Source organism: Stomatobaculum longum (genome assembly GCA_000242235.1).
Lineage (GTDB): Bacteria > Bacillota > Clostridia > Lachnospirales > Lachnospiraceae > Moryella > Moryella longum.
On sequence record JH590863.1, the window covers coordinates 22,340 to 46,145 of the forward strand.

Consider the following 23,806-nt stretch of genomic DNA (forward strand, 5'->3'; position numbering starts at 1 on the left):
GAACCGGCATCACCCAAAACTACCAGCAGGGGGAGAGGCAACATGAAGGGAATTGTACTCGCCGGAGGTTCCGGCACGCGGCTTTATCCGCTGACCAAGGTCACCAGTAAGCAGTTGCTTCCGGTTTACGACAAACCGATGATTTACTACCCGCTTTCCGTCTTGATGACGGCGGGCATCCGGGACATTCTGATTATCTCGACGCCGGAGGATACACCGCGCTTTGAGGAACTCCTCGGCGACGGCAGTCAGTTCGGACTCTCGCTCTCCTATACGGTGCAGCCGAGCCCGGACGGTCTCGCGCAGGCGTTTCTGCTCGGCGAGGACTTTATCGGCGACGACCGCGTCGCAATGATACTCGGCGACAATATTTTCGCAGGCAACGGTTTAAAGGAGCAACTGCTCCGCGCCGCGGGGCGCGAGCAGGGCGCGACGGTGTTCGGCTACTATGTGGACGACCCGGAGCGCTTCGGCATTGTGGAGTTCGACAAGGCGGGGCGCGCGGTCTCGATCGAGGAGAAGCCGGAGAAGCCGAAGTCGAACTACTGCGTGACGGGACTTTACTTCTATGACCGCCGCGTGGTCGAGTTTGCGAAGAGCTTAAAGCCGAGTGCGCGCGGCGAGCTCGAAATCACCGATTTGAACCGCCTGTATCTCGAAAAGAGCGAGCTCGAGGTGAATCTGCTCGGTCAGGGCTTCACTTGGCTTGACACGGGCACGCACGAGTCGCTCGTCGAGGCGACCAACTTTGTCTATACGATTGAGACCCACCAGCACAGAAAGATTGCCTGCCTCGAGGAAATCGCCTACTTAAACGGCTGGATTTCCGGCGAGCAGCTCGCGGAAGCGGCAGAGTCCATGCGGAAGAATGAGTACGGCAAGTACTTGCGAGACGTTCTGGACGGCAAATATCTGGTACAGTAAACAGGCGAGAGAGGACAGAGAGATGAAAATAGTAGTGACAGGCGGCGCAGGTTTTATCGGCAGCAACTTCGTGCAGTACGAGGTGAATCGCTATCCGGAGGATGAGATCATCAACCTGGATCTCCTCACCTATGCGGGCAATCTGGAGAGCGTTGCGCCGGTCGCGGACAAGAAGAACTACCGCTTTGTGCGCGGTGATATCGCGGACAGAGCCTTTGTCTTTGACTTTTTCGAGAAGGAGAAGCCGGACATTGTGATTAACTTTGCGGCGGAGTCCCATGTGGACCGCAGTATCACGGATCCGGAGGTCTTTGTGCGGACAAACGTGGTCGGCACGACGACCTTGCTCGATGCCTGCCGCACCTACGGTATAAAGCGTTATCATCAGGTTTCGACCGATGAAGTCTACGGCGATCTGCCCTTAGACCGCCCGGACCTCTTCTTCACCGAGGAGACCCCGCTCCACACCTCATCGCCCTATTCGAGCGCGAAGGCAGCGGCCGATCTCTTTGTGCAGGCCTATCACAGAACCTACGGGCTGCCGGTGACCATCAGCCGCTGCTCGAATAACTACGGCCCCTACCATTTTCCGGAGAAGCTGATTCCGCTCGTCATCAGCCGCGCGCTGAACAACGAGGAAGTCCCGGTCTACGGCGAGGGCAAGAATGTGCGCGACTGGCTCTATGTGACGGATCACTGCTCCGCAATCGACCTCGTGGTGCGAAAGGGCAGAGTCGGCGAGGTCTATAACATCGGCGGCCACAACGAGAGAAGCAATCTCGAGGTCGTGCAGACCATACTCCGCGCGCTGAACAAGCCGGAGAGCCTGATTCACTTTGTGAAAGACCGCCCGGGTCACGACCTCCGTTATGCGATGGACCCGACCAAGATTGAGACCGAGCTCGGCTGGAAGCCGGAGTACACCTTCGACACAGGTATCCCGGTCACAATCGACTGGTACCTGAATCACCGCGACTGGTGGGAGCACATTGTGAGCGGCGAGTATCAGAAGTATTTTGAGAAAATGTATGGGGAGCGCCTCTGATGCGCGCCTTGGTGACCGGCGTCGCGGGCCAGCTGGGCCACGATGTCGTGAATGAACTGCTGCGTCGCGGCGAAGAGGTGATCGGCTCCGATCTTGCGGCGACATACAGCGGCGTGCAGGACGGCACGGCGGTCACGACTTGTCGCTATGTGCCGCTCGACATCACGGACCGCGCGGCGGTAGAGCGCGTGATGCGCGAAGTAAAGCCGGATGTGCTGATTCACTGTGCGGCCTGGACGGCTGTGGATGCCGCGGAAGATGCCGACAAGCGCGAGTTGGTACAGAAAATCAACGGGCTCGGCACCGAGTACCTTGCGGCTGCCTGCCGCGAAATCGACGCGAAGATGATGTACATCAGCACCGACTATGTCTTTTCCGGGCAGGGCACGGCGCCCTGGGAGCCGGACTGCCGCGATTTCGATCCGCAAAATGTCTACGGCATGACCAAGCTCTACGGCGAGGAAGCGGTGCGGCAGCAGCTCAGTAAGTATTTCATTGTACGCATTGCCTGGGTCTTCGGCGTGAACGGCAATAACTTTATCAAGACCATGCTCCGCGTCGGCGCGACTCACCCGGAGCTCCGCGTGGTCAACGACCAGATCGGCACGCCGACCTATACGCTGGATTTGGCGGTTCTGCTCGCGGACATGGTCGAGACCGAGAAATACGGCACCTACCATGCGACCAACGAGGGCGGCTACATCTCCTGGTACGAATTCGCAAAGGCGATTTTCGAAGAGGCGGGGATGGACACGAAGGTCACCCCGGTCACGACGGCGGAATACGGACAGTCAAAGGCAATGCGCCCGTTTAACAGCCGCCTCGAGAAGAAGAAGTTGAGAGAGCAGGGCTTTACACCGCTGCCCGACTGGCGGGACGCTTTGCACCGCTATGTGAAACTGCTCCGGGAGGAAGCGTAATGGGCAAATATTTTGGAACAGACGGCTTTCGCGGCGAGGCCAATGTTGAGCTCACGCCGATGCATGCCTATCAGGTGGGACGGTATCTCGGCTGGTACTACGGACAGAAGCACACGGACGGCGCGCGCTGCCAGATTGCAATCGGCAAGGACACGCGCCGCTCGAGCTATATGCTCGAGGATGCGCTCTCGGCTGGGCTCACGGCCTCGGGCGCGGATGTGTACCTCCTGCATGTCACGCCGACCCCGAGTGTCGCCTATGTGGTGCGGACCGAGGGCTTTGACGCCGGCATCATGATCAGCGCGAGCCACAATCCGTTTTATGATAACGGCATTAAGCTCCTGAACGGCAACGGCGAGAAGATGGAGGAGTCCGTCATCGAAGCGATCGAAGCGTGGATTGACGGGACGCCGGCGGAACTGCCGCTCGCGCGCCGCGAGAATATCGGCCGCACGACAGACTTCTCGGCGGGACGCCACCGCTACATCGGCCATTTAATTTCGCTCGCGACACGCTCGTTTAAGAATGTGAAAGTCGCGCTCGACTGTGCGAACGGCTCGGCGTCCAGCATCGCGAAAAATGTGTTCGACGCGCTCGGCGCAACGACGATTGTGATTCACGCGGAGCCGAACGGCACAAACATCAACCTCGGCTGCGGCTCGACGCACATCGAGAATCTGATCGAGATCGTCAAGCGGGAGCACTGCGACATCGGCTTTGCCTTTGACGGCGATGCGGACCGCTGCCTCGCGGTCGATGAGAACGGCGAGCTTGTGGACGGCGACCGCATTCTCTACATCTGCGGCAAGTACATGAAGCAGCGCGGCGAACTCGCAAACAACCGCATCGTGACGACGATTATGTCGAATCTCGGACTTTACAAAGCGCTCGAGCGCGAGGGCATTGCCTACGAGAAGACCAAGGTCGGCGACAAGTATGTCTACGAGGAGATGCAGCGGAGCGGCGACCGCCTCGGCGGCGAGCAGTCCGGCCACATCATCTTCGCAAAGTACGCGACGACGGGCGACGGCATGGTGACGGCACTGAAACTCATGGAAGTGCTGATGGAGACCAAGGCACCGCTCTCGAGACTCGCGGGAGAGGTCACGATTTACCCGCAGCGGCTTAAGAATGTCGCGGTCAGAGACAAGGCGGCGGCCGAGACGAATGCGGCTGTGCTCGCGGCGGTCAAACGGGAAGAAGCGGCTCTCGCGGGTGACGGCAGAGTGCTGCTTCGCGCGAGCGGCACGGAGCCGGTGATCCGCGTGATGGTCGAGGCGTCGAGCGAAGCGCTCTGCGACGAGACGGTCGAACGCCTTGTCGGCGTGCTGGCGGCCGAGGGACTCACGCTCGAGTCCTGAGACCGCGATACAGGAATCGGAGTCAAAGTAGTTTGTTTTACAGAATTTCGGAAGGAGAGAGTTATGTATCATATCGAGAGATATCAACGGAACCCGGTCGTTCATTTCCCTGAGCGCGAGTGGCCGAATCGTGAGATTGAAAAGGCACCGATCTGGTGCTCGGTCGATCTTCGGGACGGCAACCAGGCGCTCGTGGAGCCCATGGTTGTCGAGGAGAAGACAGAGATGTTCAACCTCCTGCTAAAGCTGGGCTTTAAGGCAATCGAGATCGGCTTTCCGGCGGCCTCTCAGATTGAGTTCGACTTCCTCCGTCTGCTTGCGCTGCGGAAGATGATCCCGTCGGATGTGCATGTCCAGGTGCTCACGCAGTGCCGCGAGCACCTGATTCGCAGAACCTTCGAGGCCATCGAGGGCATTCCGAATCCGATTGTGCACATCTACAATTCGACCAATACCCTGCAGCGCGACGTGGTCTTCCACGCGAGCCGCGAGGAGATTAAGCAGATTGCCATAGACGGCGTCAAGACGGTCAAGGCTTGCATGAAGGAGTTCGGGCGCGACGACATCATCCTCGAGTACTCCCCGGAGAGCTTTATGGGGACGGAACTCGACTTTGCGCTCGAGGTCTGCGAGGCGGTCCTCGACGAGTGGGGGATGGCGACACCGGAGAAGAAGGTCATCATCAACCTCCCGCTGACGGTCGAGATGAACACGCCGAATGTCTATGCGGACCAGATTGAGTGGATGGTGCGTCACTTTAAGAATCGCGATTCGATTGTGGTCAGCATCCACCCGCACAACGACCGCGGCACCGGTGTCGCGGCGACCGAGCTCGCGCTGCTTGCGGGTGTGGACCGTGTCGAGGGCACGCTTTTCGGAAACGGCGAGCGCACCGGCAACGTGGACATTCTGACCGTGGCTTACAACATGTATTCGCAGGGCATAGAGCCGCATCTCAACATCTCGAACGAGAAGGAGATTGCGGAGGTCTATGAGCGCTGCACGAAGATGAGTATTCCGCCGCGCCACCCGTACGCGGGCGAGCTCGTGTTCACGGCCTTCTCGGGCTCTCACCAGGATGCCATCAGCAAGGGCATGCAGGCGATGCGGGAGCGGAACAATCCCTACTGGCAGGTGCCCTACCTCCCGATCGACCCGAGCGACATCGGCAGAGTCTATCAGCCGGTGGTCCGCATCAACTCCCAGTCCGGCAAGGGCGGCGTCGCGTTCATCATGGATACCTTCTACGGCTTCCGGCTGCCGAAGGGCATGCACAAGGAGTTCGCGGATATCATCCAGGCACTCTCCGAGAAGCAGGGTGAGATTGCACCGGAGGAAATTTACGCCGAGTTCCAGCGCGCTTACCTCGACCGCAAGGAGCCGGTACACTTCAAGAAGTGCGTGATTTCGGACAATGGTCTCGAGGAGGGTGAGTTCTCGACCCGCGCTGTCTGCACCTACACGCTGAACGGCGAGGAGCGGCAGTTTGAGGGCGTCGGCAATGGCCCGATCGATGCGGTGCGCCACGGCCTCGCTGAGGCACTGGGTCTGCAGATTCGCATTCTCGATTACTCCGAGCACGCGCTGCGTCAGGGTTCCAACGCGCAGGCGGCTTCCTACATCCACATGCTGGATGAGAAGAGCGGACGCACGACCTACGGTGTCGGCATCTCGAGCAACATCACGAGAGCTTCGCTCCGCGGTATTTTCTCGGCGGTAAACCGTCTGTTCTACTAAAAAGCTGATTTCATACAGCCCGGCGCGTTCCGGGCTGTTTCCATAGGAGGGGATGCGGATGAACGTGGTCTATGTCTCGAACGAGGCCTATGCACGGCACTTTGCGGTCTCGTTCGCCTCGCTCTGCGACTGCAATCCGGACGAAGAGGAACTCACGGTCTATCTCTTGGACACCGGCATACGGACAGAGACAGCGGAGAAGTTACAGGCACTCGCGGCCGATTTCGGACGGGAACTGATTCTTCTGCCCTGTGAGAATCTGGAAGAGCGTTTCCCGGAGCGGCCCGACACCGGGAGATTCAATCTGAGCACACTGGGGCGCTTTTTCCTCGGGGAACTGTTGCCTTCCGAAGTGAAGCGTGTCCTCTACCTGGACTGTGACACCGTGGTGCAGCGGAGCCTGCACCGCATGTATACGGCGGATCTTCGCGGTGCGCTGCTCGCAATGGCGGAGGAACCGACCATCTACCACGAGGTCAAGGCCTATCTCGGGATACTGCCGGAGGCGTCGTATTTTAACGCGGGCGTCATGCTCGTGGACCTCGCGCGCTGGAGAGCGGAAGACATCGGCAGACAGTTGCTCGACTACTACGGGAGCATTGCGCCCTACTGCCTCTTTCAGGATCAGGACGCCATTAACGGGCTCCTTCGGGGACGCATTGCGACCCTGCACCCTGCCTATAATTTCATCACCAATTATTATTACTTCTCCTATGCGTCGCTCGAGGTCTTTTCGCCGGCCTACCGGAAAATCGGCGAGCGGCGTTTCGAGGCGGCAAAGCGCCACCCGGCGATTCTTCACTACGCGGGAGATGAGAGACCCTGGCGGCAGGGCGCTTATAACCCCTACGGGAGGGCCTATCTCTGTTATCTTGCGCGGACACCCTGGAAGGATGCGGCGCCGGAGGGCGGCAAGCAGGCGTATCTTCTCTGCTACCACGGCATGAATCTCCTGACGCGACATTTCCCCTCGCTCCGCTTTGCTATCGGACGGCGCTATGTGAAAAAGAGTGCGGAGGAGAGAAGGCGGAAGATGCGGGAGGCGGGAAAGGTATGAGAGAGCGCACAGCGGCCGTAGTGGTCAACTACAATGACAGCGAGACCACGCTCGCACAGATACGGCACATCCGGGACTATGCGGCGCTGGATCGTATCATCGTGGTCGACAATGCCTCGACGGATCGGAGCCTCGCGGCGCTTCGGGCGGTTGCGGGCGGGAAGGTCACAGTGCTCGCGGCAAAGAGAAACGACGGCTACGGCGCGGGCAATAATCTCGGCATCCGCTACGCGGCGAAAAAGGGCATACAATATGCGCTGATTGCGAATCCAGATGCGGAATTCACGGCTTCCTGCCTCGCTGCGCTCGTCGCGGCGATGCGGGCAAATCCGGCAATCGCCGTGCTCGCGCCGGTACAGGTGAATCCTTCCCACGGAAAAGCGGCTGAACTGCCGGGGAGCCGCGCGAATGTGCTCTCCGGCGCGGCGGCGTTTCCGCTCCGGACCTGGCTCCCGGACCTCCTCGAGGCGGGGCCGGTCGCGCGGCGTCTGTTTACGCCGCTCCTGCATTATCCGAAAAGTCACTACCGCGCAAAACTGGCGCCGGTCGACTGCGTGCCGGGTTCGCTGCTCCTCGTTGACATAGAGCGTTTTCTCGCGGCGGGCGGCTACGACGAGCGCGTGTTTCTCTACGAGGAAGAGTATATTCTCGGACAGCGGCTGCGGCGGATCGGCGCGGAGACAGCGCTGCTCACGACAGAGCGCTATCTTCACCGTCACGCGGCGAGCATCGGCAAGAGTTATCGGCGGGCACTCGACCGGCAGAGGCTCAGGGAGAGGGCAATGCGCTTCTACTTCCGGCATTACCTCGGCTGCGGGAGAGCAAAGCTCTTCTTCACGGAACTCTGCTTTGCGCTGATACGGCTGGAAATCTTTTTGACGGGCGGGGGAAAATGAACGGAATCGGCAGTTTCTTTATCGGGAGCGAGACCAACATCGCAAAGCGCAATGTGCTCTGGAACATGGCCGGCTCCTTTATCTATGCGCTGACCAGTATGCTGCTCGGCGCGGTGGTCACGCGGACACTCGGCGCGGCGGCCGGCGGCATTTTTTTCTTTGCCTTTTCAACCTTCGGGCAGCAGATTTTCATTGTCGCCTACTTCGGCATGCGGCCGGTGCAGGTGACGGATGCGGGAGAGCAGGCGACCTTCGGCGAGTACCGGGCGTTCCGGTTACTCAGCTGCGCGGCGGCAGTGCTTTCGACACTCGGCTACGGCTTTCTGTTCAGTGCGTCCGGTGAGGCGCGGACTGTGCTCTTTCTGACCGCGGGTTATAAAATTCTGGACGGCTTTGCCGACTGCTATGATTCGGAATTTCAGCGGCAGGGGAGACTGTATCTCGCCGGAAAGAGCAATGCGTTCCGGACACTCGGTAGTGTCGCGGTCTTTTTGGCGCTGCTCTTTGTGACGCGCTCGCTGGTTGCCGCCTGCCTCGGCGCCCTCATCGGGCAGGCGGGCATGATCCTGCTCTGCTGCGTCGCGCCGCTTTCCTGCCTGCCGAATGTGAGAACGGAACGCCGGAGAGGGTATATCCGGCATCTCTTCGCCAAGAGCCGCTGGCTGTTTCTCGGCGCGTTTCTGGATCTCTATATCTTTGCGGCGAGTAAATATGCAGTGAACCGCTATCTCACAGCGGCGGACAACAGCTACTATACGACGATTTTCATTCCGACCTCCGTCATCAATCTCATGGCGAACTTTGTGATACGCCCGGTGCTGACCCTGCTCTCCGAGCAGCGGGAGCGGGGCGATAAGGCAGCGTTTCAGGCGACGGTCGCGAAAATCGGCGGTCTGATTTTCGTGCTGACCTTATTTGGCGCAGGGCTTGCCTGGCTGCTCGGCATCCCGGTGCTATCTCTCCTAGTCGGCGTAGAGGCAGGAAAAGCGCTCCGGGGGCTCAGGACGGAACTTTTACTCGTGATTCTCGGCGGCGGCTTTTATGCGCTCTTAAATCTGTTATACTATTGTCTGGTGATTCTCGAGCGGCAGGGACTGATTTTTCTCATCTATGTGCTCGGGACGGGACTCGCCTGGCTCAGCGCGGAGCAGGGGGTGCAGCGCTTCGGTATGCGCGGCGCGGCGCTCTCATATTGCGGCATGATGCTCTTACTCACGCTGCTCTTTGCGATTTCAACCGCGCAGGCGCTTCGGCAGGACAGTAAATTCAGGGGGGAAGCTTAATAATGGGAGAGACAGAACTCGATGTGATTATTCCGGTTTATCGCCCGGACGAGCGCTTCTTTCAGCTGCTCGCACAGCTTGCTTGTCAGAGCATTCCGCTGCACAGGATTATTCTCATGAATACGGAGCGCGCCTACTGGGACGCCGCCGGGGCCGAGGGGCGGCTTGAGACACTCGGCATCTCGGAGCGCTGTGAGATTCATCATCTCTCCAAGGCAGAATTTGACCACGGCGGGACGCGGAATACGGGTGTCTTATTTTCGGAGACGCCTTACTTTGTGATGATGACGCAGGACGCCGTCCCCTGTGACGACAAGCTCCTCGAGCGCCTGCTGTTTCCGCTCGTGAACGGCAAGGCCGAGATGAGCTACGGCCGTCAGGTCGCGAGCCCGGACGCGGACATTCTCGAGAAATTCACGCGGCGCTATAACTACGGCGACCAGTCTTTTCTGAAGACCGAGGCGGACAAAGAGAAGCTCGGCATCAAGACCTATTTTGCCTCGAATGTCTGCGCGGCCTATGTCCGCGCGCGCTTTGATGCGCTCGGCGGTTTCCCGCCCCGCGCGATTTTTAACGAGGATATGATTTACGCGGCGCGGCTCTTACAGAGCGGCGGGACCCTCGCCTACTGCGCGGATGCGCGGGTCTATCACTCGCACTGCTATACCCCGGCGCAGCAGTTTCACCGGAACTTTGACCTCGCGGTCTCGCAGGCGGAGCACCCCGAAATTTTCGCCGATCTGAAAAGTGAGGCGGAGGGCATACGCATGGTGCGGCGCACGGCGCGCTTTTTAAAGCGGCAGGGCGAGGGGCGTGAAATTCCGCGGCTCTTTGCGCTGAGCGCGGCAAAGTATTTCGGCTATGCGCTCGGCAAGCGCTACCGCCTGTTGCCGAAGTGGCTCAGAGCGCGCTGTACGATGAACCGCAGTTACTGGGAGAAGTGTGCATGAAAGAAATCCTGGTCATTATTCCGGCTTACAACGAGGCGGGCAGCATAGAGCGCGTCGTGGAAGGCTGTCGAAAGAAACTCCCGGAGGCGGACTATCTGGTCGTGAACGACGGTTCCTCCGACGACACCGCAAAGATACTCCGCGCGAACGGCTACCGCGCGCTCTATCTGCCGGTCAATCTGGGACTTGCCGGGGCGTTTCGCGCGGGGATGCGCTATGCCGACGAAAAGGGCTACCGCGCCGCGGTTCAGTTTGACGGCGACGGGCAGCACCGGGCGGAGTACATCCCCGCGATGTACGAGGAAATCAAGGCGGGCGCCGAAATTGTGATTGCGTCCCGCTTTGTGACGGAGAAAAAGCCGCGCACGCTCCGCATGCTCGGGAGCCGCATGATTACGGCGGCCATACGCCTCGCCTCGGGCGTGCGCATCGAGGATCCGACTTCGGGCATGCGGATGTACAACCGCCGCATGATAGAGCTCTTCTCGCGGCAGATTAACTACCCGCCGGAGCCGGATACGCTCTCGTTTCTTGCGAAGAACGGTGTAAGGTTCCGGGAAATTCAGGCGGAGATGGATCTCCGGACGGCGGGGACCAGTTACCTGACTCCCTGGATTTCCGTGCGCTACATGACGCGCATGCTGCTCTCGATTCTGTTGATTCAGAGCTTCCGGGCGGAACAACGGCGCGGCGGAGGGAAAGAGACATGAGTGTCGGACTGAGACTGTTTTTACTGGCGGTATCGCTGCTCGCGGGTGCCGTGGTGCTGGCGCGGATTCGCAAGTCGAAGATGCAGATCGAAGACAGTGTTTTCTGGGTGCTCTGCGCGCTGCTCTTCATTCTGCTCGCGGCCTTTCCGCCCATTCTTTACAAATTGACGGAATTGTTTGGCGTGCAGTCACCGGCAAATCTTCTGTTTTTGCTGGTCATTGCCTTACTCTTCATGAAAGTCTTTGCGCTGAGCCTGAAGGTCTCACTGCTCGAGGAAAAGCTGAGTTCGCTCGCGCAGACCATGGCGCTCAGGGAGCGCTTTCGGGAAGAGGAACAGCAGGAGAGTCTGAACCGACAGAACGGGGGGAATCATGAATCGGAACAATGAGAAAGCCGTGCGGACGCTGCCGTTTTTCCTTTGCGGCATTTTTCTGGTTGTCATCTGCGGCCTTTACGGCGCAGTTTCCGCGCTGAATGCGGCGGCACAGTTCGAGGACAATCTGCTCTTTGTCCTCTACGAGCTCCTGTTTCCGGCTTCCGTCATCACGGCGCTTTTTGCCGCGTTGCTCTGGAGCCGGAAGGGAGACCGCATGTACCGCGCCTATGCCTTTTCGGCGATGGTGCTCGGGGTCCTGTACCTCGCGGTGATGCCGGGACTCTCGGCGCCCGATGAGCTGAGCCACTACAGCACTGCTTATCGCATTTCTTCGAACATGATGCTCGAGGATCCGCTGATTCGCCCGGCCGGACTCACGGCGGTTCGCGCCGTCGACTATCCGCTCGAAGATATGAACGGCGTCAAGACGCCGCTGGTGCCGGACGACGAGGAGAGCGTGCCGGAAGTGCTCGGCAATCCGGTCAAGCAGACCACCTATCGCGCCGTCAAGGACTGGGATAAGCGCTATGCCTTTTCGACAAAACCGGTCGCCTCGGCGATTCCGGATGTGCACACGACGCCGGTCTTCTACCTGCCGCAGGCCATCGGCTTTTCGATTGCGCGCGCACTCGGGCTCGGAACCATGGGACTTCTGTTCCTCGGCAAATTCTTAAATCTCTGCTGCTATGTCGCGCTGACCGCGCTCGCGGTCAGAACGACGCCGCTCGGCAAGGGCTGGTTTGCGGCGGCGGGACTTTTGCCGATGAGCGTGAGTCTCGCGGCCTCGCTCTCCTATGACGCGGGTTTAATCGGAACCGTGTTTCTCTTCACGGCGCTCATTTTTAAGCTCGCTTACGGCGCGGAGGAAATCCGCGCGCGGGAACTGTTTGCGCTCTGCGCGCTCGCGGCGCTCTTCGGCCCCTGCAAGCTGGTCTATGCGCCGCTGATTCTCTTACTCTGGCTCGTGCCGGCGCGCGTGTTCGGCGGGGGCGGCAAAAAGCTGCTCTGCTTCCTGATTCTTCTGCTCTCGCTGATTGCGGCGGTGCTCGCGGTCAATGCGGACGTATTGGAGGCCTATTTCTTCCCGGCGGTTGCGGCGCAGACGGGCAATGTGAGCGCCGATCTGCGCCACGCGGGCTTTACGGCCGCGGAACTCTTCTCGCACCCCCTGTTCACGCTCCGCATGCTGCTGAACAGTTTCTCGGCCTGCATTCTGACTTGGGGCGGCGAGATGATAGGGACGAAACTCGGCAATCTGGATCCGCTGCTCGGCGCATCCGGGTTACAGACGCTGTTCTTTGCGCTCGGGCTCTTCTGCCTGACCGTCGCCGACAGCACGGGAGAAACCGTGCGCATCCTGGTGCCCGGCACGCGGGCCGCAAGACGCGCGGCGCGCGAGCGGGAAGAGAGTGAGAGAGCGGCGGCAGGCGCGGAAGCACTGCCCGAGACAGGGACAGGCGCGGTCGCGGCAGAGACAACACAGGCCGAGGACAGCGCACAGGCGGAGATGGAGACGGCACTCGACGCAGTCTCGCAGCAGGCCGCTGCCGGGGAAGTGCTGACCGCACCGCTCGGCGAGCATGTCGCGGAGGCCGCGGAGACACTCCGGGAGGCCGAGGCGGCTGTGGCTGCGCAGGCAGCGGCAAGCGAGGCCGTGAGCGCTGCGGAAGAGGCGGACGAGAACGCGTTGCCGCACTATATCGAAGTCGGTGTGCCCGGCCGCATTGCGCGGCTCTTTGCCTTCCTGGTCGGCGCGCTTAGCTTCTTCGGGGTTCTCGGGGCCATGCTGCTCGCCTGGACCTCCCGCGACGCTGTCTGGATTGAGGGTGTACAGGGCAGATATTTCCTGCCCCTTCTGCCGGTCTTTTTATTCAGCCTGCAGAGCCGGATGTTGCAGAGCAGACTGCCGTTTAAGCGCCTCGTGCCCTACGGCTTTGTGATATTAAATCTCTGCGTGGGAATCCGCATTTTTGCGCTTGCCGTGCTGAGAGTCTGAGGAGATTGTTGTATGACGAAACTCATGCGGGAGCTCGTAAAAAACCGGAAGCTCATTTTTGAGCTCGCCAAGGCGGATTTCCGGAAGCGCTTTGTCGGCTCCTACTTCGGTGTTATCTGGATGTTTGTCCAGCCCATCGTGACCGTGCTGATTTACTTCATGATTTTCCAGCTCGGCTTTAAGTCGGTGCCGCCGATTCCGGGTGTGCCCTATGTGATCTGGCTGGTGCCCGGCATTGTCCCCTGGTTCTTTTTCCAGGAGGCGATGAATGCCGGTACCGGCTGTCTGCAGGAATACCACTATCTGGTCAAAAAAGTGGTCTTCAATGTGGAAGTGCTGCCGGTCATCAAGCTGGTGTCCTGCCTCTTCGTGCACGCGATTTTCGTGATGATTATGATCGCGATGTTTTTCTGCTACGGCAGACTGCCGCTCGCGACCTGGCTTCAGCTCTTATACTATAGCGCGGCGCTCTCCGTGCTGATTCTCGCGCTGACTTTGATCACGGCGTCCGTGCAGGTCTTTTTCCGGGACATGGCGCAGCTCGTCAGCATTCTGCTGCAGTTCGGCATGTGGCTGGTGCCCATCATGTGGGCGCCCGAAATGTTTGACAATTTCCCGCCGAAAGTCCTGCCGATTTTGAAGCTGAATCCGATTCATTACATTGTGACCGGATACCGAGACAGCATGATTTCCGGAAACTGGTTCTTTGAGCGCCCCATGCAGACTGTGTATTACTGGGCCGTGACCCTGGTGCTGCTCGCGCTGGGACTGCGCCTGTTCCGGAAGCTCAGACCGCATTTTTCCGATGTGCTGTGAGAAAAAGGAGACTGATTCATGGATAAAAATCTGGCAATCTCGGTGCAGGGAGTCAGCAAAATTTATAAGCTCTACGACAAGCCGATTGACCGGCTGAAGGAGGCGGTGAGCCTGACCCACAAGTCCTATCACCGCGACTTCTTTGCGCTCTCGGACATCTCGTTCGATGTGAAGAAGGGCGAGACCGTCGGCATCATCGGGACGAACGGCTCCGGCAAGTCGACCATACTGAAGATTATCACCGGCGTGCTGAGCCCGACCACGGGCACAGCCGAGGTCTCCGGCAATATTTCGGCGCTCCTCGAACTCGGCGCGGGCTTTAACAGCGAATACACGGGCCTCGAAAATATCTATATGAACGGCACCATGATGGGCTTTTCGCGCGAGGAGATGCAGCGGAGAATGGATGACATTCTCCGCTTTGCGGATATCGGGGACTTTGTGAACCAGCCGGTCAAGACCTATTCCTCGGGTATGTTCGTGCGCCTGGCCTTTGCGCTCGCGATCAATGTGGATCCGGAGATTTTGATTGTCGACGAGGCCCTCTCGGTCGGCGATGTCTTCTTCCAGGCAAAGTGCTACCGCCGTATGGAGGAGATGATGAAGAACGGCACGACTATCTTGATGGTTAGTCACGACATGGGCAGCATCATCAAGTACTGCGACAAGGTGGTGCTCCTAAACCGCGGACACTTCGTGGCGCAGGGTGAGGCCGGGAAGATGGTGGACCTCTATAAAAAAATACTGGCGAACCAGACCGACGAGCTCGCCGAAGCCCTGATCGAACAGAAGAAAGAGGCGCTCGGCCTGCCGGTCGGGGAGGTGCACACGGACAAGAGCATGAAGGAGCGGATGAACTTAAACCCCGAGGTGCAGGAGTACGGCGACGGCAGAGCGAGCTTTGAGGACTTCGGAACCCTTGACGCGCGCGGCAATGTGACGAACCTCCTCTTAAAGGGGGAGATGTTCACGATACGGGAGCGCATCCGCTTCCACGCGCCGATCGAGATGCCGATTTTCACCTACACGCTCCGCGACAAGAAGGGCACCGACATCACCGGCACGAATACGATGTTCGAGGGTGCGGACATCAAGCCGGTCAAGGACGGCGATGTCTACACGGTCTCGTTCCGGCAGAAGATGAATCTGCAGGGCGGCGAATACCTGCTCTCGATGAGCTGTACCGGCTATGAGAACGGCGAGCATGTGGTCTACCACAGACTTTACAATGTGCTGAGCCTGACGGTCATCTCGAATAAGAACACCGTGGGCTACTACGATATGGACTCGGAAGTTGAGGCTGTGAGGGAGGAGAAGGCATGAGCGAGAGAATTGAAAAAGCCAAGGAATTGCTCGAGCGCTACGGGAACGATACAGCGCACATGCTCGACGAAAACCCGGAGCTTGAGACCTTAGAGCTCTTTTCCGACCGCCGCGAGAGTCTTCTCGACTGGTACCCGTTCCGCGCGGGCGCAACGCTTTTACTTGCCGGTGCGGGCGACGGGGGGCTCCTGCCCCTGCTTCTTCGGAAGGGCCTTAAGATTACGGCGCTCGACACGGATGAGGCAGCGCTCGCCTTTCTGCGGGAGAGAAAAGAGACCTTTCGGCTGTCTGGAGAACTTGAGACAGTGTCCGGAGAACTCGGTGCGGAGAGCACGGCGCTCTCCGGGGCGTTTGACTACATTTTCTTTGACGGAACGCTGGGGGACGAGAGCGCGGCGGCACTTTCCGCCGCGCGGAAACTGCTTACGCCCGGCGGCACACTTTTCATTGCCGCGGAAAATGCCTACGGCGTCCGCGCCTTTGCGGGACAAAAACTCGGCGAGAACGCGCTGAGCTATGAGGCGCTCACGGCGGACATCACCGCGGAGGGCGGGGAGAGCTTTTTCTACTTCCCGGAGCCGCTCAAAAATCTGGCGGATACGGTCTACTCGGAGCGCCGCCTTCCGGAAGAGGGTGAACTGTCCCGCGTGATACCGGCCTACGGTTTCCCGACCTATGTCGCAATCAATGTCGGCGCAAAGTATAACGAAGTGTGTCGCGACGGGCTCTACCCGCGCTTTGCGGATTCCTTCCTCGCCTGCTGGACCAAAGGGGCGGCAACACCGGAATCGCGCCCGGTCTATGTGAAATACAACCGAAACCGCGATGCGCGCTACCGCCTGGTCACAATCATTTGGGAAAAGGCGGACGGCACGCGTCTGGTTGAAAAGCGCGCATTGAGCGCGGACGGCAACGCGCACATCGCGGCGTTTGCCGAGCGGCTTCGCTGCCTGCGGGAAGAGGGCAGGGATATTTCCTACGCGCCTCCGGAGATACGGACGGAAAACGGTCTGACGAGTGCCTGCTTCCCCTATGTGCTCGGCGAGAATTTTTCGCAGCGCATTTGCCGCGAAATTGCCGCGGGGGCGCCGCTCGAGGACACGCTCGAGCGGGCTTTGGACCGGCTGATCGGCGGCGGCGAAGTCCACAACATCGATGCGATTTTCGATAACTTTCTCGTGACCGGCGGCACGGCAGAGACCGAAATCGAGAACCTTCCGCTGACCGGCATCGACTGCGAGTGGGTCTCCGAGACCGCGCTCGACAAAAACTATGTGCGCTATCGCGCGCTTCGCACCTTCTACGAACAGCAGCGGGAGAGCCTCGGGCTCGGCACGGAGGCGGAATTTTTACAGCGCTTCGGTGTCACGGCGGCGGAGTGCAAGCGCTTTGCGGCGGAAGAGGCAAGCTTTCAGCGCGGCGTCGCAGGAAAGGAGCAGGCGCGCTTCCTGGACCGCTTCATTGTCTCGCAGCAGAACGCAGAGATCATCGCGCGGACGGAGCGCACGCTCGAGGAGACCAGAGAACAGCTCGCGGCCTCCTGGGAGGAAATCCGCATCCGCGATGCGGAAATCAAGAAAATTACCGAGGTGAAGCGTTTAACGGACAATCATGTCGTGAACCTCGAGACCATGATACGGGATCTTCGCCGGGAGAACGGACAGCTCGCGGAGACCCTACAGTATCTGAGTCGCCACCAGACGCTCTATTCCCGCCTCCGCCGGAAGGCGAGTGCGATTTTCAACGCGAAGTATCCGAAGGGATCCGGCGAGCGGAAGCGCTTCCTGTTCCGGCTCGATGCGATCCGGCATCCGATCCGGCACCGGAAACTGGTCAGCACGCCGGAGGGCAGAAATCTGATCGACGGCGAATTCGCAATCGGCGACATTTACCGCGAGCACGGGAAACTTTCGTTCCCGCAGTTCGACGCGCCGCGGGTCTCGATCATCATCCCCTGCTATAACCAGATTGCGTATACCTACGCCTGCCTGGTCTCGATTCTTGAGCACACGCCGGACATCTCCTATGAGGTCATTATCGCGGACGATGTCTCGACCGACGCGACCAAGCGCCTTTCGGACTTTGCGGAGGGGCTGGTGATCGCGCGAAACGAGACAAATCAGGGCTTCTTAAAGAACTGTAACCAGGCGGCGGCAAAGGCGCGCGGTGAGTTCCTCTTTTTCCTGAACAACGACACGAAGGTCACCGAGGGCTATCTCTCCTGGCTCTTAAAACTCATGGACGAAGACCCGGGCATCGGTATGACGGGTTCGAAACTCGTCTACCCGGACGGGCGGCTTCAGGAGGCGGGCGGCATCATCTGGAGCGATGCCTCCGGCTGGAATTACGGGCGGCTTCAGGACCCCTCGCTTCCGGAATTCAACTATGTGAAGGATGTCGACTACATGTCCGGTGCGGCGATTCTGATCCGGCACGCGCTCTGGAAGGAAATCGGCGGCTTTGACACGCGATATGCACCCGCTTACTGCGAGGACTCCGACCTCGCCTTTGAGGTGCGATCACACGGCTACCGCGTGGTCTATCAGCCGAAGTCGGTGGTCATTCACTTTGAGGGCATCTCGAACGGCACAGATGTGCAGGGCACGGGCTTAAAGCGCTATCAGATCGAGAACACCGAGAAATTAAAGGAGAAGTGGAAGAAAGAGCTCGCCAAGCAGTTTGAGAACAACGGCAATCCGGATCCCTTCCGGGCGCGCGAGCGGAGCAAGGGCAAGAAGATTATCCTCGTGGTGGATCACTATGTGCCGACCTTTGACAAGGACGCGGGCAGCCGCACGACCTGGCAGTACCTGAAAATGTTCGTGAAGCAGGGCTATCAGGTCAAGTTCCTCGGCGATAACTTCGCGGCGGAGGAGCCCTACACGACGGCGCTCACGCAGCTCGGCATTGAGGTGCTCTACGGCCCGGCGATGCAGCAGGGCATCTGGGACTGGATCGAAAAACACGCGGCGGATCTGGACTTTGTCTATCTGAACCGCCCGCACATTGCGAGCAAGTACATCGACTTCATCCAGGAGCGGACTTCCGTCCGCGTCCTCTACTACGGTCACGACCTCCACTTCCTGCGGGAGCGCCGCGAGTACGAGCTGACCGGGGAGACAGAGCACCGGGATGCCTCGGCCTACTGGAAGGGCGTCGAGTTCTCGCTGCTCCGGAAGGCAGCGCTCAGTTTCTATCCCTCGGCGGACGAGTGCAAGGCAATTCACGCAATCGACAAGACCATACGCGTGAAGCCCTTGACCGCCTATGTCTGGGACAGTTTCCCGCCGGAACGCGATTTCGGCTATGAGAAGCGCGAGGGTCTGCTCTTTGTGGGAGGCTTTGCGCACCCGCCGAATCTGGATGCGGTGCTCTGGTTCCTGAAAGAAGTGTTTCCGCGGATACGCGCGGAGGAGTCGGTCAATTTCTATGTTGCGGGCTCCAAGGTGCCGGACGAACTGAAGGCGCTCGACAATCCGGCGGCGGGCATTCACATTCTCGGCTTTGTCTCGGACGAGCGGCTTGCGGAACTCTACCAAAGTTGCCGCCTTGTCGTCGTGCCGCTTCGTTACGGTGCAGGCGTGAAGGGCAAGGTCATCGAGGCGCTCTACTACGGCGCGCCGGTGCTCACGACGCCGATCGGCGCGGAGGGTATTCCGGACGCGGCGAGCGTTATGGAAATCCGGGAGGATGCCGCGGATTTTGCGGATGCGACCTTGCGGCTGTACCGGGATCGGGACGCGCTCACGGCCATGGCGGAACGCGCCGCGCGCTATATCCGGGCGCACAACAGCATGGACGCAGTCTGGGCGGAATTGAAAGATGACTTTGCCTGAGCGCTCTTGCGGAAGGTAGTTCTTACAGAAAGCAAAAGAAAATCCTAATATATTTTGTGAACATTCCGTGAACAAAAGAAACATGATATACTGCTCACATGACCCGGAATCGGGCGGAAAGGGAGGAAACCAATGAGATTGTTCGGAAGATGGAAGAGAGCGGCGGTCGGCGCAGCGGCGGCACTGGCACTGGCGACCGGTTGCGGCAAAAAGGCGGCGGCTTCGCCGGATCAGCGCTATAAGGAGGCAGAGCAGAAGCAGGTCAAGGAGTTCAGCGAGAGCTTCCTCGGCGCCTATGATACTTCGCGGGAAAAGCTCGCGAGCGACAAGGTCGCGAGCGGCGAGGGCACGATGACGATTACCGTCTCGGATGGCGCAAAGCAGACGCTGCAGGCGCTCTCGGGCGGCACGGATTTTTCCTGGCTTACGAAGCTCGGCATGCAGATGAAAGCCAAGGTCGGCAAGACCGCACTCGAGGAGAATGTGGCGCTCAGCCTGAACGAGAAGCCGCTCGGCACGATGAACCTGTTCATGTCGGACGAGGCAGTTTACCTGCAGATTCCGGAACTCGCCGAGAAGTATATGAAGATTCCGGCTTCGGCGCTTGGCGGCACGGAGAGCTTCGCGAGCGCGCTCGAGCAGTATAAGAAGATGCCGGAGGGCAAGCAGCTCGACAAGGTGATTACGGGCTACAGCAAGCTGATCACCGACGAGGCAAAGAATGTGCAGGAATCGAAAGAGGATGTGACGGTCGGCAATCACACCGTCAATGCGACCAAGCTCGAGGCGACCTTTGAGGGCGAGCAGCTGACCGAACTGCAGAAGAAGATTGTCGCAGCCGCTTCGGATGACCAGGATCTCGCGGCAGTGGTCAAGGGCTTTGTGGGCGATGACGGCTACGCGCAGTTCAAGGACGAAGTCGACAAGGCAAAGAGCAACCCGACCGAGATTCAGGGCAAGCTGATTTCGACCATCTGGCTCGGCGAGGGCGACAAGATTGTGGCGCGTGAGATTCGCATCGAGAACCCGAATTCGAACGAGAACTATGTCTTCTCGATGAAGGCGCCGAACAAGGGCAATGAGTTCGCGTCGGAGGTCTCGTTCTCGGAGGACGGCAAGGAGCTGTTCAATGTGAGCGGCAGCGGCTCGAATGACGGCAAGAAGATGAGCGGTGTGTTCACCTTCACGCAGAACGGCGAGCAGGTCGGCGTGCTCACGCTGGATGAGCTTGACCTTGCGGCAATGAAGAAGGGTGAGCTCACGGCAAAGGGTAAGTTCAAGCTCGCGGGCGGCAGCAGCACGAGTGTCATGGATCTCAGCGCATTCAGCTTCGGCTTTGATGTCGCGGAGACCGAGAAGAGCACGAAGATGACCGTGACGGTGAACAAGGACGACAACGAGTTTGTGACCGTGGCGCTGGATTCGACCAGAAGCGAGGGCGGCGAGGAGCCGACGGCACCGGCAGAGGATGCGAGTGTGGATGTCTCGAACAACACAGAGGCCGAGAATTTTGTGAAGGGCGCGAATTGGAACGGCTTCCTCGGTCAGCTTCGTCAGACGGATATCCCGTCGAACTATCTGGACCTCATGGAGAATTCGCTGAAGAGCGCGGGTTACATGCAGTAAGCAATGCTGGTTTTAACAAAGATTCAAAAGCAATACGGAAAGAACGCTGTCCTGCGGGAGATTAACCTGCAGGCGGCGAACGGAAGTTGTGTGGGCATTCTCGGCGGCAACGGCGGCGGGAAGACCACACTTCTTTCCGTTTTGGGAGGAATTCTGCGACCGGACGGCGGGAGCTTTACCTATGACGGGGAAGAGCTCTTCGGGCATGAGGCGCGCCGCAGGGCGCTGGTCAGCTTTTCGCCGCAGGCGAATCCGCTGATGGAGGAACTGTCCGGTTTTGACAATTTACTGCTCTGGCACGACAGAAAAGCCATAGAGAGAGGCATGGCGGAAGACGGGGCGATTACGGCGCTCGGCGCGACCGCGTTTCTGAAAAAGCCGGTCGCCAAACTTTCGGGCGGCATGAAGAAACGCCTTGCGCTCTCGATTGCCGTGCTGCGTGCGCCGAAGATTCTCTTACTCGACGAACCGACCGCGGCGCTCGATATGGAGGGAAAGGCAAAGTTTTACGCCTACTTAAAGCGCTTTACGGAGGGAGGCGGCACGGCACTCTTCGTGACCCACGACTTTGCGGAATTTGCGCACTGCGATCAGCTTGTCTTTCTGAAGGACGGCATCCTGCGGGATATTCCGCACCCGGCAAATCAGGCGGCGGCGGAGGCACTGTTTTTATGAGACGCTATTTTTCGGCGCAGTGGAAGAGAGCGCTGCGAAGCCTTCCGGGAGCGCTGTGCGCGAATGTCCTGTTGCTGCTGTCGGCGGCGCTGCTCACGTTCTTTCTGACAAAGCTCTTTTCGCCCTCGGCGGAGGGAAGCGCCAAGCTGAAACTCGGTGTTGTCGGCGGCAGAGGCGAGACCTATCTCGGGACGGGGCTCGGGATGCTGAACAATATGGACAGCTCCCGCTTTGCGATTTCCTATGAGCAGATGGACCGGGAGACCGCGGAGACGGCTCTTCGGCGCGGTGAAATCCAGGCCTATTTGGATGTGCCGGATGATTTTCTCTCCGCGCTCGCCGACGGCGAGAATAAGACCATACGCTATGTGGGCGGCGGCCTCGAGGCGGGCTTAAACAGCGCGCTGATTCGCGAGGCGGGCAGTGCGGCAGAGGTGATTTTAAAAGAGACCGAGAGAGGCATCTATGCGGCGGAGGGCTATTTTGACGCCCACGGCGCGGCTGCACGGCACGAGAAGCTGCTGACAGAGCTGAATCTCCGCTATCTCGCACTGGTCCTAAACCGGAATCAGGCTTACCGGACGGCGAGCGTTGAGCCGCTTCGGGATGTCTCGATAGCGCGCTACTATGCGGCGGCACTGCTCTGCTTTCTTTTCTTTTCCTCGGGCGTCAGTGCACTGCCCTTTGCGGCGGGACGCTCCCGGGTGCTCGGGAACCTGCTCGCGGCGGAGGGGGTATCCCGCACCCGCCAGCTATTCGCGGAATACGCGGCCTACTTTCTGTTACAGTTACTCGCGTGCCTGCCGCTCATCGTCATCCTGCGGGGAAAATTTCCGGGAATTCTGCCGGTGCTTTGCACATCGACAGCCTTCCAGTTCCTGCTCTATGAGCTCGCGACGGGGATATTGGCGGGCGCTTTTTTACAGCTGCTCGCGGGAATCACCGTTTCCTTTGTGAGCGGCTGCTTTTATCCGCTCGCCTTTTTTCCCGACAGCTGGCAGCGGGTCAGCCGCGCGCTCCCGAGCGGACAGTGTTTTTCCTATCTGCAGAACCTCACAGCGGGGAGCTCTGCCGAAGCACTTCTTTGGCAGGGAGCATGGCTTTTGCTCTTTGCACTGCTGTTTCTTCTGCTCGCGGCGCTCTGCCGTGCGGGAAGGAGGCAGGCATGAGACAGATACTTCGCTGGGAGTTCTTGCTTGTAAAGCGCTTCTTCCGAAAAAAGAGTTTTTTGTTCCTCTGCCTGCTTCTGCCGCTGCTCGGACTCTTTTTGCGGCTCGGAAGCCGCGGGGAGAGCGGTATTTTGCGAATCGGTCTGGTCACGGAAGAGAAGGAAGGGCAGCAGCCGGAAGTGAATCGGAGGGTCGCGGACAGACTGCTGACCGGTGATACGGTGCTCCGCATCGAGAGAGTCGCCGATGAACGGCGCGCGCGGGAACAGCTCCGTAACGGCAGACTGGACGCCGCGTGGATTCTGCCGTCCGACCTCGAAGCGCGGATCGAGAAGCGCGCTGGCGGCAAAAATATTCCTCTGGTCACGGTACTCGAGCGGGAGGACAGCGCGGTTGTGCTTTTGTCCCGCGAAGTGCTGTACCGCGCGCTCTACCCTGAGATTTCCGAATCCGTCTATCGGCGTTTTCTCACGGAGAAGTTTTCGTTGCATCCGGACAGTCCGACCGTCCGGCAAGAGTTGGATGCGCGCTATGCGGATGTGAAAATAGGCGGTGAGCTAATCTCGTACGAGAATGCGGCGGGACAGACGGTGCGGCGGCAGAGCTACCTCCGCTCGCCGCTCCGCGGACTCGGCGCGCTCTGGCTGCTGCTGATGAGTTTTGTCGCGCTGCTCTACTTTCTCGATGACAGACGGAAGGGGCTGTTTTCCTTTGCGTCCGCGGCGGCTGAACGTCGGTTTGCGCTCCGCTATCTGCTCGCGGTACAGGCGGTGGCGAGTCTCGGGCTCCTGGCGCTACTCTTTGCGGGCGGGTTGATGCAAAGTGCGGGGCGGGAGGCCCTGTCCCTGCTCTGCCTGAATCTCCTGGTGCTGCTCTTTGTGTCGGTAATCGGCACGCTGACCCGGGGACGGCAGGAAATCCTGCTCGCGCTTCTGCTGCCGCTCTTACTCCTCTGCCTGCTCGGCGCGCCTGTATTTCTGGACCTCGGCATCCGCGCGCTTGAGCTCGTAAACCCGCTGTACTATTATCTCAAACTGGCGGCCGGAACCTTGGCCCCGGTGGTTGAGTTATGAAAGTCTATCGTGTAGGATGGAAACTGTAAAAG

19 protein-coding genes are annotated in these 23,806 nt (G+C 59.5%); all 19 read left to right on the forward strand.

Annotated elements, in window-relative coordinates; translation table 11 throughout:
• Window positions 1-42 precede the first annotated feature (42 nt).
• The 19 genes from rfbA to HMPREF9623_RS06010 all read left to right on the forward strand — a co-directional run bounded on the left by rfbA (window position 43) and on the right by HMPREF9623_RS06010 (window position 23,774).
• Entirely contained in the window at window positions 43-924 is an 882-nt protein-coding gene (rfbA, locus tag HMPREF9623_RS05920; RefSeq protein WP_009532984.1) for a glucose-1-phosphate thymidylyltransferase RfbA, read from the forward strand.
• A gap of 22 nt (window positions 925-946) precedes the next feature.
• Window positions 947-1,969, forward strand: coding sequence for a dTDP-glucose 4,6-dehydratase (gene rfbB / locus HMPREF9623_RS05925; RefSeq protein WP_009532985.1), 1,023 nt, complete (start codon window positions 947-949; stop codon window positions 1,967-1,969).
• Window positions 1,969-2,889 (forward strand): dTDP-4-dehydrorhamnose reductase, encoded by a 921-nt coding sequence (gene rfbD / locus HMPREF9623_RS05930; protein WP_009532986.1) that lies wholly within the window; start codon window positions 1,969-1,971, stop codon window positions 2,887-2,889. The genes rfbB and rfbD overlap by 1 nt, the downstream gene beginning before the upstream one ends.
• Complete coding sequence (gene glmM, locus HMPREF9623_RS05935; RefSeq protein ID WP_009532987.1) at window positions 2,889-4,250, forward strand: phosphoglucosamine mutase; 1,362 nt, start codon at window positions 2,889-2,891, stop codon at window positions 4,248-4,250. Before rfbD ends, glmM begins: the two co-directional genes overlap by 1 nt.
• A 63-nt stretch (window positions 4,251-4,313) precedes the next feature.
• Entirely contained in the window at window positions 4,314-5,987 is a 1,674-nt protein-coding gene (gene leuA / locus HMPREF9623_RS05940; RefSeq protein WP_009532988.1) for a 2-isopropylmalate synthase, read from the forward strand.
• Between the two features lie 58 nt (window positions 5,988-6,045).
• On the forward strand, window positions 6,046-7,044 hold the full coding sequence (locus HMPREF9623_RS05945; RefSeq protein WP_009532989.1) for a glycosyltransferase family 8 protein: 999 nt from the start codon (window positions 6,046-6,048) through the stop codon (window positions 7,042-7,044).
• Window positions 7,041-7,940, forward strand: coding sequence for a glycosyltransferase (locus HMPREF9623_RS05950; protein ID WP_009532990.1), 900 nt, complete (start codon window positions 7,041-7,043; stop codon window positions 7,938-7,940). Before HMPREF9623_RS05945 ends, HMPREF9623_RS05950 begins: the two co-directional genes overlap by 4 nt.
• On the forward strand, window positions 7,937-9,223 hold the full coding sequence (locus HMPREF9623_RS05955) for a lipopolysaccharide biosynthesis protein (protein ID WP_009532991.1): 1,287 nt from the start codon (window positions 7,937-7,939) through the stop codon (window positions 9,221-9,223). Before HMPREF9623_RS05950 ends, HMPREF9623_RS05955 begins: the two co-directional genes overlap by 4 nt.
• A 2-nt stretch (window positions 9,224-9,225) precedes the next feature.
• The gene (locus HMPREF9623_RS05960) at window positions 9,226-10,173 is read left to right on the forward strand and encodes a glycosyltransferase family 2 protein (protein ID WP_009532992.1); all 948 of its coding nucleotides are present in this window, start codon (window positions 9,226-9,228) and stop codon (window positions 10,171-10,173) included.
• Complete coding sequence (locus HMPREF9623_RS05965; RefSeq protein WP_009532993.1) at window positions 10,170-10,883, forward strand: glycosyltransferase family 2 protein; 714 nt, start codon at window positions 10,170-10,172, stop codon at window positions 10,881-10,883. Before HMPREF9623_RS05960 ends, HMPREF9623_RS05965 begins: the two co-directional genes overlap by 4 nt.
• Complete coding sequence (locus tag HMPREF9623_RS05970) at window positions 10,880-11,272, forward strand: DUF2304 domain-containing protein (protein WP_009532994.1); 393 nt, start codon at window positions 10,880-10,882, stop codon at window positions 11,270-11,272. Before HMPREF9623_RS05965 ends, HMPREF9623_RS05970 begins: the two co-directional genes overlap by 4 nt.
• A complete protein-coding gene (locus HMPREF9623_RS11715; RefSeq protein ID WP_009532995.1) occupies window positions 11,256-13,256 on the forward strand; it encodes a DUF2142 domain-containing protein in 2,001 nt (666 codons plus the stop codon). Before HMPREF9623_RS05970 ends, HMPREF9623_RS11715 begins: the two co-directional genes overlap by 17 nt.
• 12 nt (window positions 13,257-13,268) lie before the next feature.
• Window positions 13,269-14,072 carry an ABC transporter permease gene (locus tag HMPREF9623_RS05980; RefSeq protein WP_009532996.1) on the forward strand — a complete coding sequence of 268 codons (804 nt, stop codon included), beginning with the start codon at window positions 13,269-13,271 and terminating at the stop codon, window positions 14,070-14,072.
• Between the two features lie 18 nt (window positions 14,073-14,090).
• Window positions 14,091-15,395 (forward strand): ABC transporter ATP-binding protein, encoded by a 1,305-nt coding sequence (locus HMPREF9623_RS05985; protein WP_009532997.1) that lies wholly within the window; start codon window positions 14,091-14,093, stop codon window positions 15,393-15,395.
• Complete coding sequence (locus HMPREF9623_RS05990; protein ID WP_009532998.1) at window positions 15,392-19,231, forward strand: glycosyltransferase; 3,840 nt, start codon at window positions 15,392-15,394, stop codon at window positions 19,229-19,231. Before HMPREF9623_RS05985 ends, HMPREF9623_RS05990 begins: the two co-directional genes overlap by 4 nt.
• Before the next feature lie 132 nt (window positions 19,232-19,363).
• Complete coding sequence (locus tag HMPREF9623_RS05995; RefSeq protein WP_009532999.1) at window positions 19,364-20,857, forward strand: hypothetical protein; 1,494 nt, start codon at window positions 19,364-19,366, stop codon at window positions 20,855-20,857.
• Between the two features lie 3 nt (window positions 20,858-20,860).
• Window positions 20,861-21,532 carry an ATP-binding cassette domain-containing protein gene (locus HMPREF9623_RS06000; RefSeq protein ID WP_009533000.1) on the forward strand — a complete coding sequence of 224 codons (672 nt, stop codon included), beginning with the start codon at window positions 20,861-20,863 and terminating at the stop codon, window positions 21,530-21,532.
• On the forward strand, window positions 21,529-22,701 hold the full coding sequence (locus HMPREF9623_RS06005; RefSeq protein WP_009533001.1) for an ABC transporter permease: 1,173 nt from the start codon (window positions 21,529-21,531) through the stop codon (window positions 22,699-22,701). Before HMPREF9623_RS06000 ends, HMPREF9623_RS06005 begins: the two co-directional genes overlap by 4 nt.
• The gene (locus HMPREF9623_RS06010; protein WP_009533002.1) at window positions 22,698-23,774 is read left to right on the forward strand and encodes a hypothetical protein; all 1,077 of its coding nucleotides are present in this window, start codon (window positions 22,698-22,700) and stop codon (window positions 23,772-23,774) included. Before HMPREF9623_RS06005 ends, HMPREF9623_RS06010 begins: the two co-directional genes overlap by 4 nt.
• The last annotated feature ends 32 nt before the right edge of the window (window positions 23,775-23,806 follow it).

What these genes read in the sequence shown, in the direction of transcription:
- HMPREF9623_RS05970 (WP_009532994.1), top strand. Translation starts at nt 10,880, where the DNA reads ATGAGTGTCGGACTGAGACTGTTTTTACTGGCGGTATCGCTGCTCGCG.
- HMPREF9623_RS05980 (WP_009532996.1), top strand. Translation starts at nt 13,269, where the DNA reads ATGACGAAACTCATGCGGGAGCTCGTAAAAAACCGGAAGCTCATTTTT.
- HMPREF9623_RS06010 (WP_009533002.1), top strand. Translation starts at nt 22,698, where the DNA reads ATGAGACAGATACTTCGCTGGGAGTTCTTGCTTGTAAAGCGCTTCTTC.
- HMPREF9623_RS05960 (WP_009532992.1), top strand. Translation starts at nt 9,226, where the DNA reads ATGGGAGAGACAGAACTCGATGTGATTATTCCGGTTTATCGCCCGGAC.
- HMPREF9623_RS05950 (WP_009532990.1), top strand. Translation starts at nt 7,041, where the DNA reads ATGAGAGAGCGCACAGCGGCCGTAGTGGTCAACTACAATGACAGCGAG.
- HMPREF9623_RS06005 (WP_009533001.1), top strand. Translation starts at nt 21,529, where the DNA reads ATGAGACGCTATTTTTCGGCGCAGTGGAAGAGAGCGCTGCGAAGCCTT.
- HMPREF9623_RS05995 (WP_009532999.1), top strand. Translation starts at nt 19,364, where the DNA reads ATGAGATTGTTCGGAAGATGGAAGAGAGCGGCGGTCGGCGCAGCGGCG.
- HMPREF9623_RS05945 (WP_009532989.1), top strand. Translation starts at nt 6,046, where the DNA reads ATGAACGTGGTCTATGTCTCGAACGAGGCCTATGCACGGCACTTTGCG.
- HMPREF9623_RS05985 (WP_009532997.1), top strand. Translation starts at nt 14,091, where the DNA reads ATGGATAAAAATCTGGCAATCTCGGTGCAGGGAGTCAGCAAAATTTAT.
- glmM (WP_009532987.1), top strand. Translation starts at nt 2,889, where the DNA reads ATGGGCAAATATTTTGGAACAGACGGCTTTCGCGGCGAGGCCAATGTT.
- HMPREF9623_RS05990 (WP_009532998.1), top strand. Translation starts at nt 15,392, where the DNA reads ATGAGCGAGAGAATTGAAAAAGCCAAGGAATTGCTCGAGCGCTACGGG.
- HMPREF9623_RS05965 (WP_009532993.1), top strand. Translation starts at nt 10,170, where the DNA reads ATGAAAGAAATCCTGGTCATTATTCCGGCTTACAACGAGGCGGGCAGC.
- rfbB (WP_009532985.1), top strand. Translation starts at nt 947, where the DNA reads ATGAAAATAGTAGTGACAGGCGGCGCAGGTTTTATCGGCAGCAACTTC.
- rfbD (WP_009532986.1), top strand. Translation starts at nt 1,969, where the DNA reads ATGCGCGCCTTGGTGACCGGCGTCGCGGGCCAGCTGGGCCACGATGTC.
- HMPREF9623_RS11715 (WP_009532995.1), top strand. Translation starts at nt 11,256, where the DNA reads ATGAATCGGAACAATGAGAAAGCCGTGCGGACGCTGCCGTTTTTCCTT.
- HMPREF9623_RS05955 (WP_009532991.1), top strand. Translation starts at nt 7,937, where the DNA reads ATGAACGGAATCGGCAGTTTCTTTATCGGGAGCGAGACCAACATCGCA.
- rfbA (WP_009532984.1), top strand. Translation starts at nt 43, where the DNA reads ATGAAGGGAATTGTACTCGCCGGAGGTTCCGGCACGCGGCTTTATCCG.
- leuA (WP_009532988.1), top strand. Translation starts at nt 4,314, where the DNA reads ATGTATCATATCGAGAGATATCAACGGAACCCGGTCGTTCATTTCCCT.
- HMPREF9623_RS06000 (WP_009533000.1), top strand. Translation starts at nt 20,861, where the DNA reads ATGCTGGTTTTAACAAAGATTCAAAAGCAATACGGAAAGAACGCTGTC.